Annotated in this window: 9 protein-coding genes and 1 pseudogene; 8 read left to right on the top strand and 2 right to left on the bottom strand. The window is 62.7% G+C overall.

Translation table 11 applies throughout. The features are described from left to right. Nucleotides 1–34 precede the first annotated feature (34 nt). Nucleotides 35–382 carry a hypothetical protein gene (locus RMET_RS27320; protein ID WP_011519747.1) on the top strand — a complete coding sequence of 116 codons (348 nt, stop codon included), beginning with the start codon at nucleotides 35–37 and terminating at the stop codon, nucleotides 380–382. On the opposite strand, the gene RMET_RS32970 is transcribed toward RMET_RS27320, so the two are convergent. Beyond that, nucleotides 360–668 (bottom strand): hypothetical protein, encoded by a 309-nt coding sequence (locus tag RMET_RS32970; protein WP_011519746.1) that lies wholly within the window; start codon nucleotides 666–668, stop codon nucleotides 360–362. The two genes, RMET_RS27320 and RMET_RS32970, sit on opposite strands and share 23 nt — an antisense overlap. A 135-nt stretch (nucleotides 669–803) precedes the next feature. Here RMET_RS32970 and RMET_RS27315 point away from each other — a divergent pair, with 135 nt between their 5' ends. From RMET_RS27315 to RMET_RS27290, 7 genes and pseudogenes are all read left to right on the top strand, one after another. Continuing rightward, the gene (locus RMET_RS27315) at nucleotides 804–9,818 is read left to right on the top strand and encodes a hemagglutinin repeat-containing protein (protein WP_011519745.1); all 9,015 of its coding nucleotides are present in this window, start codon (nucleotides 804–806) and stop codon (nucleotides 9,816–9,818) included. Nucleotides 9,819–10,448: 630 nt separating this feature from the next. After that, a pseudogene (locus RMET_RS33785) lies at nucleotides 10,449–10,568 on the top strand (IS5/IS1182 family transposase); the annotation flags it as partial. A gap of 304 nt (nucleotides 10,569–10,872) precedes the next feature. After that, a complete protein-coding gene (locus tag RMET_RS27310) occupies nucleotides 10,873–11,064 on the top strand; it encodes a hypothetical protein (protein WP_011519743.1) in 192 nt (63 codons plus the stop codon). A 3-nt stretch (nucleotides 11,065–11,067) separates the two neighbouring features. Then, nucleotides 11,068–12,834, top strand: a complete 1,767-nt coding sequence (locus RMET_RS27305) for a ShlB/FhaC/HecB family hemolysin secretion/activation protein (RefSeq protein ID WP_011519742.1) — start codon at nucleotides 11,068–11,070, stop codon at nucleotides 12,832–12,834. Between the two features lie 58 nt (nucleotides 12,835–12,892). Beyond that, the gene (locus RMET_RS27300) at nucleotides 12,893–13,567 is read left to right on the top strand and encodes a CsgG/HfaB family protein (protein WP_011519741.1); all 675 of its coding nucleotides are present in this window, start codon (nucleotides 12,893–12,895) and stop codon (nucleotides 13,565–13,567) included. A 46-nt stretch (nucleotides 13,568–13,613) separates the two neighbouring features. Further along, the gene (locus RMET_RS27295) at nucleotides 13,614–14,051 is read left to right on the top strand and encodes a DUF4810 domain-containing protein (protein ID WP_011519740.1); all 438 of its coding nucleotides are present in this window, start codon (nucleotides 13,614–13,616) and stop codon (nucleotides 14,049–14,051) included. Beyond that, on the top strand, nucleotides 14,048–14,707 hold the full coding sequence (locus RMET_RS27290) for a DUF799 domain-containing protein (RefSeq protein WP_011519739.1): 660 nt from the start codon (nucleotides 14,048–14,050) through the stop codon (nucleotides 14,705–14,707). Before RMET_RS27295 ends, RMET_RS27290 begins: the two co-directional genes overlap by 4 nt. A gap of 119 nt (nucleotides 14,708–14,826) precedes the next feature. Here RMET_RS27290 and RMET_RS27285 read toward each other — a convergent pair whose 3' ends face one another. Next, nucleotides 14,827–15,312: an adenosine-specific kinase gene (locus RMET_RS27285; protein WP_011519738.1), complete on the bottom strand. Its 486-nt coding sequence runs from the start codon at nucleotides 15,310–15,312 to the stop codon at nucleotides 14,827–14,829. Between the last annotated feature and the right edge of the window lie 23 nt (nucleotides 15,313–15,335).

The following is a 15,335-nucleotide window of genomic DNA, read 5'->3' as shown; positions in this document are numbered from 1 at the left end:
GTCAGTGTTCCGCGCCCCGGCCGAGGTTGTTCGTATGACCAGACCCGCTGATATTTACCTGCGCTTCCTGCAACTTGCCAACGCCGTGCGTGGTCTGCCCACGCTCCCGGCGCTGGACCCGCTGGAGCAGCGCATTCTGGAGTTCGTGGCACGCGCCGGCCAGGCTGGCCAGTCGTTGTGCGTGCGCGACATGATCGGCCATGCCGAATTCGGCTCGCCCGCGACGCTGCACGCGCGGCTGAAGTCGATGCGCGAGAAGGGCTGGATCGAACTCGCGGACACCGAAGACGCGCGTCGCAAGCAGGTCGAACTGACACAAGCGGCGCTGCGTCACTTCGATAAATTGTCTGAATGCTTGGTCAAGGCAACAAAGAATCGTTGAACATTGATTTAAGAAAATTCTTGCGCCGTGCATCGAGCGTGCATGGCGTTGCAGGTCCCTCCGCCAGCCCCTTCCTTTCGCCTGCTTTCCTCGTAGTATTTCTATTTCCCTGAAGCATTACGGCATCAATGCGCACCGATGATTTACGCGCTTTCAATTTTTTACGATTAAAGAATCGTCGCGCACGAGCCACGCTCTGCGTTCTGGTTGACCCATCCCCTGACTGCAAATTGCGCAAGAGCAAGTATCTGTCGAATTTAACCTTCGGCGGATAGACGCTGCTCATATGCTGGCCTTCAAACCGCGCAGGTCTGGCCGTGCTTGACTGGCATGCCTGTCGGCTACATGCCTCCGCAAAGCACGGAGCCTAGTCCGGGGATCAAACGTCCCCGTTTGTCGTTTTGTTGGGAATCTCCGGGTTATGAATACCAATCTGCACCGCCTCGTGTTCAACGCGGCGCGTGGAATGCTGGTGGCCGTGCAGGAAAGTGCGGCCAATCGAGGCAAGGGCCGTCACACCGGCAGTGGAATGCCGGCGGCGCGCGCCGCCACCGTGCATTTTGCATTGCCGGCGATCACGCTGGGCGTGTGGATGGCAATCGGGGTGCCGGTAAAGGCCGTGGCGCAGATCGTGGCCGATCCGAATGCGGGCGCCCATCGTCCGACGGTCGGACAGACCGCCAATGGCCTGCCGCAAGTCGATATCACGCGTCCTTCCGCAGCAGGGGTCTCTCTTAATCAATATTCGCAATTCGATGTCAACAAGCCCGGCGTCATTCTCAACAATTCGCCAGCTATCATCGCGACACAACAAGCCGGCTATATCAACGGCAATGCGAATCTGCTGCCAGGTCAGGGTGCACGCATTATCGTGAACCAGGTGACCGGCACGATGCCAAGTCACTTGCAGGGTTATGTCGAGGTTGCCGGCGCCAGATCGGAAGTCGTGATCGCCAATCCCAATGGCTTGATGGTCAATGGCCTCGGTTTCATCAATACCAGCCGCGCGACGTTGACGACGGGCACGCCGGTATTCGGGGGCAGTGGCAGTCTCGACGCATTCCGGGTGACGGGCGGCCAGATCCTGGTGCAGGGCGCGGGCATGAACGCCGCCAATGTCGATCAGGTGGATCTGATCGCACGTGCCGTGCAGGCGAATGCCTCGCTGTATGCCAACCGGCTCAATGTGATCGCCGGTGCGAATCAGGTGGACCACGACACGCTGGGTATCACGCCGATTGCTGGCGCAGGCCCCGCACCAGCGCAGGGTATCGACGTGGCGCAACTGGGTGGGATGTACGCCAACAAGATCCTGCTCGCCTCGACGGAGCAGGGCGTAGGCGTGTCCCTGCGTGGCATCGCCGCCGCGCAGGCGGGCGATCTGACTTTGACTACGCAAGGCAAACTGGTGCTGGCCGGTCAGACCAATGCAAGTGGCAACCTCACCGCCCACGCGCGCGATGGTATCGACAATTACGGTACCACCTACGCCACGCAAGCCGTCTCGCTCGATACCGATGGTGTGTTGAGTAACACCGGCACACTCGCCGCGCAGCAGCGGCTCGATGCCAGGGGCGGCACTGTGGACTCGACGGGCACGCTGGCGGCAGGCGTGAATCAGGATGGTACGGTGGCCGCGCCGGCGGACCTGGTGGTGTCGGCCACCCACGCGTTGACCGCCACGGGGCGCAATCAGGCCAGCGGCAATGCCACGCTTCGAGCGGGGAACGTGACTTTGGCCGGCAGTCAGACTTCTGCGGGCGGCAACCTGGATCTGACGGCCTCGGCGGGCGATCTCGACCTGACGGGCGCTACGAATACGGCGGGCGCTGGATTGACGGCCAATGCGTCGGGCGCCGTCGTGAACGACCGTGGTCAGATGTCGAGTCGGGGTGCGACCACCCTGACGGCGGGCAGCGTATCGAATGCAGGCGGCCAGCTCGTTTCGCAGGGGGCGATGACGCTTCAGTCGGCGGGGGTGATCAACAATGGCCAGGGCACGGTGCAGGCAGGTGGGGCACTCAACGCCTCGGCGGCATCGCTCGACAATACGGGCGGGCGTATCGCATCGCTGAACGCTGATGGCCTGTCGGTTGGCGTCACCGGGACGCTGACCAACGTGCCAGGCACGACCGCCACCGGCGCGCAGGGTGGAGTGATCGGCGGGAATGGCAACGTGCGCGTCGTTGCCGGCGACCTCGTCAATCATGGCCAGATCAGCGCGCAAGGGGATGCATCGCTTCAGGCTGCCGCGCTCGACAACAGCAGTGGCAGCCTCACGGCGGGCGGCGCGCTCGACGCAACCATCGCAGGCAGCCTGAACAACCGACAGGGCACGATCTCCGGGGCGAGTACCAGCCTTGCCGCCCAGTCGCTGGACAATAGCGCGGGCCTGATTGAAGGCAACCAGCTCGCGATGCGGACGAGCGCAGACCTGCTCAACCTTGGCGGCAAGATCCATCAGTTCGGGCAGACCGATACGACCATCGCCGCGGGTGGCACGCTGGACAACACGGGCGGCTCGATCGCGGCCAATGGCCAGAGCCTGACCGTTCAGGGCGGGACGCTCGTCAATGACAGCGGCAAGATCTCGCACGCTGGCGCGGGCCTTCTGACCGTGCAGGCCGATGGCGCACTTCGCAATGCCCAGGCCGCGATCCAGACCAACGGCGACTTGCGCATGCAGGCGGCGTCGCTGGATAACACGCAAGGCATTCTCTCGGCACAACGTGCCACGACACTTGCGAGCGCGGGCGATCTCGTCAATCGCCAGGGCAGCATCTATGGCCAGACAGGCTTGACGCTGACCAGCGGCGGCAATCTGGACAACACCACCGGCTCGGCGCAAACCGCTGGCGATCTGTCGGTCACCGCCACCGGGGCGCTGACCAATACGGGCGGCACGGTGGCGGCCAACGGCGCCCACGGGCACGCCACGATAGCGGCGGCCAGCGTGGACAACACGCGCGGCAAGATGGTCAACGCGGGTGATGGCGCGACGGCCATCACGGCCACGACATCGCTGATCAACACGGCGGGCAAGCTTGGCGGCAACGGTGACGTGAGCTTGCGCGCGGCGACATTCGCGAACAATGCCGATGGGGCCGGCGATGGCGCCGGAGCAGCAACAGCGGCAGGCGGCGCGCTCGATCTGAAGGTGTCGGGTCAGGTCGACAATCGCGGCGGCAGCTTGTCCGGCAGCAAGGGCCTGACGCTCGATCAGGCTGGCGTGACACTGAACAACGACGGCGGGCAGGTGCTCGGCGGTACGGACGTCAGGCTCGGCACGGCGTCGATGACCAATGCCGGTGGCGCGGTCAATGCCAACCAGGACATCGCCGTGACCGGCGCCCTCTCTGGTAGCGGCACGGTGCAGGCCGGGCGCGATCTGTCGGTCGAGGTGACCGGCGACTACACCAATGATGCCGCGAACAACCTGCGTGCCGATGGCGATATGCGTGTATCGGCCACTGGCACGCTTACCAACACCGGCACGCTGGCGGCCGCCGGCGGGCTGACGGTCAAGGGCGCCGACATCGTCAACGCCGCCGGCGCGGGCATGAACAGCGCGACCACGCAGGTGAATGCCGCCGATACGCTCACTAACGCCGGCCGCATCGAGGGCAACTCGGTCAGCACCAACGCCACGACGACCAACACCGGCACCATCATCGGCAACACCGTGACGATGCAAGGCCAGGACATCGTGAACGAAGGCGCATCGGCGCTGATGGCGGCCGTCAAGCAGCTCAATGTCTACGCGACCGGCTCGGTGCGCAATCTCGATGGCGCGAACCTGTACAGCGCGGGCAACCTGCGGATCGCGCGGGACGGCACGCGCGATCCGGTCTCGGGAATGCTGGTCAACCAGGTGGACACGCTGATCAACAGCTCGGCGACGATCCAGGCCGAGGGCGACATCGACATCGCGGCCAATCAGGTGGTGAACAAGCGCACGCGCATCGTGACGGAGGCGGGGACGCCCGTGGTCACGGCCAGCAAGACGCTGACGACGTGGTTCGCCGGGCTAACCGGGATCGATCAGATGATTCACATCAGTCTGACTTTCCCAGACTGGTCGTGGTCGAATTCGATGGCACCGGTCTTCACGAACCAGATCAACGCCCTGCGCGCACCCCTCACGGTCACGGTGGAAAAATCGACCGTGACGAACCTGAATACGGCCAATCAAACGCTGTCGTTTACAACCCCGCCTACCGAGGCGATCATCGGTCAGACCGAATGCACCCCGGGCCCTTGTACCCGTGCGCTGACCGGCAACCCAACGCAGTACTACCAATCGCTCACCGACAACGGCACGAGCTACAGCATCACCTTCTGGCCGGACTGGGACCCGAGCATCAATATTCGGCCGGATCAGGTGCGTCAGGCGAACTTCGGGCACGACTACAACGAGATCTCGCGCACGAGCACCACCACGACCGCCACGGACCGGCTCGTGAGTGCCACGCCCGCCGCCCTGATGCAGTCGGGCGGCACGATGCGCATCAATAGCAACGGCGGTGACATCCTGAACCAGTCGTCCACCATAGCGGCTGGCGGTGACCTGACACGCAGCGCAGTGGGTGGCACCATTCTGGACACGGGCACGGTGCTGCAGCAGACCGTGGCCACGCAGGATACCTCGACCTTCTACTGGCACCAGTCCAATGGTCCGAATAGTGATACGCAGGTTGTGGCCTATCCGACTACGCCGGCCGCTTCGACCACAATCGAGGCGCTGCCGGCCATTACTTCGGCAAACAAAGCCGTACAGACCACTGCGCAAACCATCGATGTTGCAACCGTCGATCCGCTGGGGCAGACCGTCACAGGCAGCAGCCTAACGGGTGGCATAAAGGGCGGCGGCGCAACGGGGACGCAGGCCGGTGGCGCGTCGGGTAGCCAGGGCAAGCCGACGCAGACCCTTGGCACCGCGCAGGGCGGTATCCCGAACCTCACGCTGCCAACCAACGGCCTTTACCGATACCAGCCCGCGCCAGGATCTACCTACCTGATTGCGACTGATCCGCGCTTCACGCAGTACGCCAGGTTCATCTCCAGCGACTACATGCTCGGTCAACTCGGGCTGGATCCGCTGATGACGCAAAAGCGTCTCGGTGATGGCCTCTATGAAGAGAAGCTGATCCGGGACCAGGTCACGCAACTGACGGGCCGTACGTATCTGGCCGGCTTCAGCAATAACCTCGACGAGTACCAGAGGCTGATGGACAACGGCGTTCAGTACGCCAGATCCTTCAGTCTGACGCCCGGCATCGGCCTGTCTGACGCGCAAATGGCGCAGCTTACGACCGACATGGTGTGGCTGGTCAGCCAGGATGTGACGCTGCCCGATGGCACGCGCCAGACGGTGCTGGTGCCCAAGGTCTATCTCGCGCAGGCAAGCACGGTGAACCTGCAGGACACCGGCGCGCTGGTCAGCGGCAACACGGTGAGCATGAACGCCACTGGCGACCTGTCCAACAGCGGCAGGATCGTGGGCGATCTGGCGACACAGGTGATTGGCGCGAACATCGTCAATCGGGGCGTGGTGGGCGGCACGGGTACAACGGTCGTCGTTGCGCAGCAGGATGTGCGCAACCTTGGCGGACGGATCACCGGCACCGACACGCTCGTATCGGCTGGCCGAGACGTGATCAACGCCTCGCAAACGATCACCAACACCAACACGTTGGCCAATGGCAACAGCGCAAGCGCTACTGCCGTCGGCTCCGTGGCTTCCATCGGCGGCACGAGCAACGTGGCGGTTCTGGCAGGGCGAGATATCAACATGGCCGGCGGCGACGTCAATGCGGGAAGCACTGCGTCGCTTGTGGCTGGCCGTGACCTGAACCTCCGTACTGTGGCTACGGGTACAACTCAGGATGCCACCGCGAATGGCGCACAGGACTGGCTGCGCAACCAGACCACAACCGGCGTCGGTAGCTCGGTGCAAGCCGGCAGCAATGTGGCCGCCGTCGCTGGCCGCGACGCCACGCTATCCGGTTCACTCATCGACGCCGGCGGCAATGCCACGCTGCTGGCGGGCCGCGATGTTGCCGTGACCGCGGCCATGGACACGCAGACCCATGACTCCGGCGCCTTCAGCAACAAGCAGTCGCAATTCACGCAATCGTGGTACGACGAGACAGCGCGAGGCAGTGCCGTCCAGGCCGGCAACAATGCGACGCTCGGGGCCGGGCAGTCGGCGACGGTGAATCAGGTGCTGCAGGCCAACGGCATCTCTCCCGCTGCCGACGCGATGGGTGGCACAGGCAACCTGACCGTGCTCGGCTCATCGGTCAGCACGGGCGCAGCCAATGGCGGCGGCGGGACTGCGGGCCTGATCGCCACGGGAGACGTCAACATCGGTACGGTCAACGAGACGCACGCGTCCGACAGCTGGTCGCAATCGCGCTCGTCGGGCTTTCTCTCGAAATCGGAGACCACGCGCGAGTCGAGTTCGCGCGAAAGTACCGCGGTGGGCTCGGTGGTCTCAGCCGAGACCGTGACGGGCAGCGCGGGGCGAGACCTGACAGTCAGTGGCTTTACCATGGCTGCCACGAAAGACCTGACCCTTGACGCCGGTCGCGATCTCACGATTACGACGGCGGAAAGCACGAGTTCGAGCCACAGCTTCGAGCGCACGACATCCACGGGCTTCGGCGCTGCCGGCGCAGGCATCTCCTACGGCAAGCGGGAAACCAAGGACACCGTCAACGACAACGCCGTGACGCACACCGGCAGCCTGGTCGGCAGCACAGAAGGCAATGTCAGCCTGCAGGCCGGCAATACGCTGCGCGTGACGGGTAGTCAGGTGATCGCCGCGAAGGATCTGAGCGGGGTGGGTGCCGATGTCGTGATCGAAGCGGCCAGGGGCATGGCACACCACGACGAAACCCACGAAGTGAAGCAGACCGGCTTCACGCTGGGCGTGGGCGGCGGCGCGATCGGTTCGGCCATTAACGCGGGGCAGAAGGCGGGGGCCGCGACGAAGAGCCAGGACGGCCGCGCGTCGGCGCTCTGGGGGATCGCGGCAGGGCGGGATGCCTACGACGCGGCGATGGGTGCAGGGGATGCCGTCAAGAGCCTGGCCGATGGGAAGGGTCCGGTGGGCACGGCGCTCACGCTGTCGTTCGGCACCAGCCAGAGCAAGCAGACGCTGACGCAGGACAGCACCACGCACACAGGATCGAACATACAGGCAGGCGGCACGGCCACGTTCATTGCCACGGGCGTGGATGCTGCGGGGAACAAGACCGCTGGCAATCTGGACATCATTGGCTCGGACATCGCGGCCAACAAGGTCGGGCTCGACGCCAAGGGCGATGTGAACATCGTGTCGGCCACTGACACGTACGAGAGCCGCAGCACGAACAAGTCGAGCAGCGGGAGCATCGGGGTGTCGGTCAGCGCGGCGGGCTTCGGGGTCTCGGCATCGGCCTCGACCAGCAAGGGCCATGCCGATGGCACGGGCACGACGCAGGTCAACAGCCACGTGAGCGGCAGCGAGTCCGTGTCGATCGTATCGGGCAAGGACACCAACCTTCTGGGTGGTGTCGTTAGCGGCGGCAAGGTATCAGCCGATGTCGGCGGCAACCTGAACCTCGCGAGCCGTCAGGACACCGAGGACAGCGAGGCCCGTCAGCAGAGCGTGGGTGGCGGTATCGGGTGGAGCCAGGGCGCTGGGCTCTCGGGATCGTTCACCGCGTCGATGGGCAAGGGCGACGGCAAGTACGCCAACGTGAACGAGCAAACGGGGATCCGGGCGGGCGAAGGCGGCTTCGATCTCGATGTGAAGGGCAACACGGACTTGAAGGGGGCGGTGATCGCGAGCACGGCCAGCCCGGACAAGAACCGGCTGTCCACGGGCACGCTGTCCTGGAGCGACATGGAGAACCAGTCGGACTACAGCGCCACGTCGTTAGGGGTGAGTGGTGGCTTCACCTTCGGGCCGAAGGTGGAAGACAAGAACTCGGGTCCGACGTCGGGCAGGAACACCGGCGGCGTGAGCCCGATGATTCCGCAGCACGAGAGCGGCAGCCAGCGGGGCGTGGCGCAATCGGGCGTCGCGGCGGGCACGATCGTCATTAACGATGAGGCGAACCAGAAGCAGGACGTGGCGACGCTGAACCGGGAGACGTCGAACACGAACACGACGGTGGGTAAGAACCCGGATCTGGCCAACGTGCTGGGCAAGCAGGCCGACATGATGGCGGCGGCGCAGGCGGCTGGGGAGGCGGTGGCGAAGACGGTAGGGGATATTGCGGGGAGCAAGGAGCGGGCCGCGCTCGCGAAGGCCAAGGAAGCCAGTGACGCGGGCAATCAGGCGTTGGCGCAGCAGTATCGGGATGAGGCGGCGCAATGGGAGGAGGGCGGAGCGAATCGCGCGGCACTCCATGCCGCGGGCGGCGCGCTGATCGTGGGGCTGGGCGGCGGCAATGCGGTCGCGGGTGCGGCAGGTGCGGGCGCGGCTTCGCTGGCGGGCAAGACGCTGAACGAACTGAGCCAGACGATCGCCAGCAGCGTGGGAAGCGGCAATGCCGATCTGAACGAGGCGATTGGCAATCTGGTGTCGAACGTCGCAGCGGGCGGGATTGGGTTGGCGGTGGGAGGCGGATCGGGGGCTGCGACAGCGGCGAATGTGGATCGGTTTAATCGGCAGTTGCATCCGGATGAGAAGGCCAAGATACAGGCGCAAGCGAATGGGGACAAAGTCGCAGAAGAACGATTGACCAAGGCGGCATGTTACGAAGTGAAATGCTGGGCTGAATATCCCGTCAGCAGCGATGCCTACAACAAGAACTACGTGAGCGCGGTTGAAGCATCGCAGCTTGGGCCCGAGCTGGATTGGGTGCGTCAGCAACAACAAGCGAACCTGTTTGCCTATACTCCCACGCAGAAGGCGGGGGATGCCATTCAAAGCGATCCCTTGGGCGTAGCGAAGAATGCGGCCAAAATTGTAATCGGCGGCGTAACGGCCAAAACGGGAGCCACCATATGTGGCACTACCGGAATTGGATGTGTACTTGGCGGCGGTGGGATGGTTGCATTTGGGCTCAGTGATGCCGGAGAGGGGATCGGTGGTCTTTACAACCGATTCAATGGGATAAACTCTCCAGGAACTAACATCCTTAGATATGGTTTTGATCAATTGAGCCCGACATGGGGAACGACGGCCTATGATGGCCTTAACCTGTTCTTCAGTGTTGGGGCGATGCGGGCGCAGGTCCCTTTGAAGATGGGGGTTGCAGATGGGCTTGGACGCCCGAGTTCCATGTTTGATGTTACGGTTCCAAGGTTTAATAATCCAACGCTAGTTCCTGTCATTAACAAGGCATTACCAAATGGAACCTCGCAGACAATTCTGCTATTTGGTGCTGGTGCCAAGGGTGCTACGTTAGTCAATGATGCAACTAAGGCAGGAACGCAATGAATTGGCGGAAGATGATCGCAAATGAGCGAAATATTATCCTGGTGGGCAGTATCGCCATTGCCTCTAGTGGGTTGTATGCATTCTTGCTGGCTGGTTGTGTACGACTACTGCTTGGTATAGAAGAGCGTTCATGCTTTCTCTGGGTTGGTCTGCCGGCGTTTGTTGTTCTGCTGGTCGTCCATGTTCTTCTACTCCCAAAGTATCTGCGTAAGGCCGGATTATTAGACTAGGAAATTACCCAGCTGCGAGCCGGGTTATTCGTCTATAAGACATCTATTGCTCATGCCTACGGCGGGCCCGCTGCCATTGAAATTGGGCTGGTAGCATCAGGGCTGTTTTCCGGCGCTATACCATATTTACATACTCAATCCCAGGCACTGAGGAAAGAGATAGGAGGGAGCTAGATATGGCAGCTTTTCCAGGGCCAACCTCTGAGCAGTATAAGAAGATGTCAAAGACAGCAAAGATCACTTACTGGTTGGTAATTTTATTGGTATTTACTTCGATAGCCTATGTGTGGCTATTCAAGTAGCGCTGAAATCGATGAGGCATGGGAATCAGACTAGGCATAGCCAGTGGAAGAGTGCATTTTGACACCGGTAGGAACAGGGGGTGGAATAGGCTCTTGCCAAGACGCTTACGGGACACAGTCTGTGGACACGCGCAATCGGGTCGCAGGCCACCGAAGTAGCCATCCGTGCGGAAGTGCTTAACCGCATGGTCGCGCTCGCTCGCGCACCCGCAATCCGCTCGTATCGCCTGAGTTCAGCCTCACCGAGGAGCCCCTGTTTTCAATCTCGATTTATGCAACAACGCCTCACGGAGGCGACGTGCATGCAGTAGCTTTCATAGTCGGAAAACGCTGGTGGACTGCTTGTATTGTAAAAATTACCGGGAGCAAGACTAATGCCCCTGCCGTGAAAAAAGCTTCCCGGCCACTGATCTTCATTTCGGCCAGATTTCAGAGCCAGTAGTCATCAATTACTCCAACCAAAACGGCACCAGACCGACAAACGCCCCCCCAAACCAACTCTCCGATGAGGGGCATAACTGCATGAAGAAGACGCTCGCATTTTCCCTGCCCGCAATGGCTGCCGCCATTGCGGCCTGTGGCGGCGGTACCGACAGTGGCACGACCACCGGCGCCACTGGTGTCGCAAGCAATCTCATGGCACTACTTGACGCATCGTGTATCGCCGCCATGCCTACGGGCGGCACGATGACTGGCGTCGAATTGAAGCATTAACCCATGAGAATCAAGTCGATGGCGATGACTCGCCCACTTCATGCGAGCCTGCTGCTGCTCGGCCTGTCCACGTGCGCGGAGGCGCAGCCGACTGGCCCGGGCCGGAGCCCGGCCACCACCGCCGCCGATCAACAACAACTCACCCGCCAGCAACAGGAAGCCCGCGAGCGCGCCCAGGCCATCGAGGCTCCCGGCGTGCGCGCGCAGGAGATCACGCCGCTCGTCTATCCGACGCTGCCGACCGAGACGCCATGTTTCCGCATCGACCGCTTCGTGCTCGAAGTCCCGGCCGATCTGCCCGATAGCGTCCAGGTACACGGTGCTTCTACGCTGCCGATGGACCCGTTTGCTTTTGCCCGAGCATGGCTCGATCACTATCAGGGTGCGTGTGTCGGCAGGCAGGGCCTGGATATGCTGACCATGGGTGTGTCTCAGGCCATTCTGAGTCGGGGCTATGTCACCACGCGCGTGTTACTGCCGCAGCAGGACCTCAGCACCGGGACCTTGCGATTGGCGCTGATCCCCGGCGTGATCGGCGAGTTGCGTTTTGCGGAACCGGATACGCGTGGCACATGGAAGTCCGCGTTTCCGGCACGTTCGGGCGATCTCCTGAATCTGCGCGACCTGGAGCAGGGGCTGGAGCAAATGAAGCGTGTGGCCAGTCAGGATGCCGAGATGCAGATCGTGCCGACTGCCGTGCCGGGCGTGAGCGATGTGGTCATCGCGGTCAAGCGGGCGAAGGCGTGGACCGTGGTGGCGTCGATTGACAACTCGGGCACGGAGGCAACGGGAAAATGGCTCGGCAATCTGAGTCTGGGCATCGATAACCCACTGGGTCTCAACGATCTGTTCAACGTCGGCTATATGCAGGACGTTGAGCTTGGCAATCGGAAGCACGGCACGCGCGGCTGGAACGGCTTCTACTCGGTGCCGTGGGGTTACTGGACGGGCACGCTGTCCGCGTACTCGAACACGTACTACCAGCAGATTGCGGGCGTCAACCAGACCTTTGTCTCGAGCGGGAATTCGCAGACGGTGGACATGAAGCTGCAGCGCGTGATTCGCCGCAGCCAGAGCGACGTACTGGGTCTGCAGTTCCGGCTCTCGCGCCGCTTTGGCGAGAGCTTCATCGAGGATACGGCAATCCCCCAGCAGCGGCGCAACAACACGTTTGTGGAGGCCGGCTTCACCGATCGCCATTACTTCGGCTCGGCGCAGTTCGATGGCAGCCTCGTGTATCGCCAGGGCATCGGCGGATTCGGCTCGCAGGCCGACACGCTGGCTGTGAACGGCGGGCCGACATGGCGCTACAGCATGGTCGTGGCCGATGCCAATCTGTCGGCGCCCTTCCGGCTCGGCGACCAGATGTTGCGTTACGTGACGACCTTCCGTGGCCAGTACACCGGCGATCGCCTGTATGCGCTGGACATGATGACCATCGGCAGCCGCTATACGGTGCGCGGCTTCGACGGTGAGATGCTGTTGGCCGGCGATAGTGGCTTCTACTGGCGCAACGAACTGCAGGCACCCGTCGCCAACACCGGGCAGGCGCTGTATGCGGGGCTGGACTACGGACGTGTGTTCGGGCCGTCGACGGTCGGGCTGGTTGGTACGCAATTGATCGGCGCGGTGCTGGGCCTGCGCGGTGGCTTTGGTTCGAAGTTCGGGCGGCTGTCCTATGACTTCTTTGTCGGCCTGCCCGTGTACAAGCCCGCCGCCTTTCATACGTCTGGCGTCACCGGCGGGATGCAGGTGGCGTACCAGTACTGAGTTTTCATACCGGCGGCTGTCGCCGCTTTCATCAACGTAGTCAAACAGGAGAAATTACGTGATTCGATTCAAGACCTATGCTGCGGTGGGCTTCGTGGCGGCGCTGGGGTTGGCAGGATGCGCGACCGAGACGTCCACGGCGGTGGCCGTGCAGAAGGTGGAAAGCGCCAGCCGCCCCTACAACGGCGTGCGCACGCCGATCGCCGTGGGCAAGTTCGATAACCGCTCGAACTATATGCGCGGTGTGTTCTCGGACGGCATCGATCGGCTGAGCGGCCAGGCGAAGACCAGTCTGGTGACCCACCTCCAGCAGACCAATCGATTCAATGTGCTGGAGCGCGAGAACCTGGACGAGATGAAGCGCGAGGCGACGATCAAGAATCAGGCGCAGAAGCTCAAGGGCGCCGACTATGTCGTGACCGGCGACATCACCGAGTTTGGCCGCAAGGAAGTCGGCGACGTGCAGCTGTTCGGCATTCTGGGCCGCGGCAAGGAGCAGGTGGCCTATGCCAAGGTCAATCTGAACATCGTGAACATCAGTACCTCCGAGGTCGTGTACTCGACACAGGGCGCGGGCGAGTACAAGTTGTCGAACCGGGAGGTGATCGGCTTTGGCGGCACGGCGAGCTATGACTCCACGCTCAATGGCAAGGTGATGGATCTGGCCATGCGCGAGGCGGTGAACAACCTGGTGGGCGCCATCGAATCCGGCTTGTGGAAGCCGCAGCAGTAATCGCTCTTCTTAGTAATCGCTGTTCTTTGTACGACGGGAAGAAAAAATGATGAGCATGGTCACGCTGCGCAAGGCAGCGTTTTTGTCGGCGGCCGGCCTCGTGCTGGCCGGTTGTGCGAGTGGGCCGAAGCCCCTCTATCAATGGGAGGGGTATCAGACCCAGGTCTATCAGTACCTCAAGGACGGCGCGAAGGAGGAGCAGGTGCTGGCGCTGGAAAGCGGGCTGGACAAGATGAAGGCGAAGGGTGGCTCGGCGCCGCCGGGGTATCACGCCCAGCTTGGCATGTTGTATCTGAATCTGGGCAAGGGCGACCAGATGGTGAAGGAGTTCCAGACCGAGAAGACGCTGTTCCCGGAAGCCACACCCTATATGGATTTCCTGATGCGCAACGTGAAGACCGATAAGCGGCCCGACACCAGGGCTGCGGCCAAGGCTGACACGACGGAAGCGAAGTCCGACGCCACCACCGGGAGCGCCAAATGATGCGTCGAATCCTGACCTATATCGCGGGCCTTGGTGCGGTGACGCTGTTCGCAGGCTGTGCCGTGCCGACCAAGCAGATTGACTACTCGGCGTACAAGGCCAGCCGGCCGCGTTCGATCGTGGTGCTGCCGCCGTTGAACGAGTCGCCGGATATCAATGCAACCTACGCGATGCTGGCGCAGACCACGGCGCCGTTGGCCGAATCGGGCTACTACGTGCTGCCCGTGGCGCTGGTTGACGAGACGTTCCGCCAGAACGGGTTGACCGTGCCGGGTGACATCCACGCCGTTCCGGTGGCCAAGCTGCGCGAGATCTTCGGTGCCGACGCCGCGCTATATGTGACCGTGAGCGAGTACGGTTCGAAGTATCAGGTGCTTAGCAGCGTAACGCGCGTGGCCGCGAGCGCGAAGTTGGTGGATCTGAAGACCGGCGACGCGCTGTGGAGCGGTTCGGCCGCCGCGGCCACCGACGACTCCGGTAATGCCGGCGGCGGGCTGGTTGGCGCGCTGATTGCCGCGGCCGTTGCCCAGGTGATCAACCACACGGTGGATCGCAGCTACGGCGTGGCTGGCGCTGCGAGCGACCGGTTGCTGTCGGCGGGTCAGCCCACCGGTATTCTGTACGGGCCGCGTTCGCCGAAATACCAGTCGGACTAACGGTAGGCGGCGTACATCGTCAGGCCACGACCTCGGTGATCCGGGGTTGTGGCGGTGCCTCAAGGACGATGCCGGCAATACAAGCGATACGCGCGATACGGGCCATCGCTCCCTCCAACTCAAAGCTTGTAGCCAATCTGCCGCAGCAGTTGCTTCCGGTCGGCGATATCGGCGGTGGTCTCGATGCCCAGCGGCGGTTCCCCGTCGACGACGCCGAGCACAGCCCGGCCAAGATCCGTCTGCGCGACGATGACCTCAGTCGGGTTCGCGGTGGCACAGTAAATGCGGCATACCTCCGGCACGGCGCGCACGGCGCCGAGCACGTTGACGGGAAAGAACCCACCCCCAAGAAAGATCAGGAAGGTATGACCGGCCGCGATCGCGGTGGCGTTCTGGCAGGCCAGGTCGATCATCGCCTCGTCAGTGCCAGACCAGCGCACGAGCCGTTTGCCCGACGCCTCACAGAAGGCGATGCCGAAGCGGATGCCGGGTACCGTGCCGACGAGTGCCTCGTGCAGGTCCTCGACGGTCTTGATGAAATGTGACTGTCCGAAGATGAAGTTGGTGTCTGCCGGCTTGGATACCGGCACCGCGCTGAGTTCCATGACTTGCTCTCCCGCATGGGTGC

The sequence above is a fragment of the Cupriavidus metallidurans CH34 genome (assembly GCF_000196015.1).
Lineage (GTDB): Bacteria > Pseudomonadota > Gammaproteobacteria > Burkholderiales > Burkholderiaceae > Cupriavidus > Cupriavidus metallidurans.
Note: the sequence above shows the minus strand (reverse complement) of the source record. Positions and strands in the feature narration are given on the sequence as shown.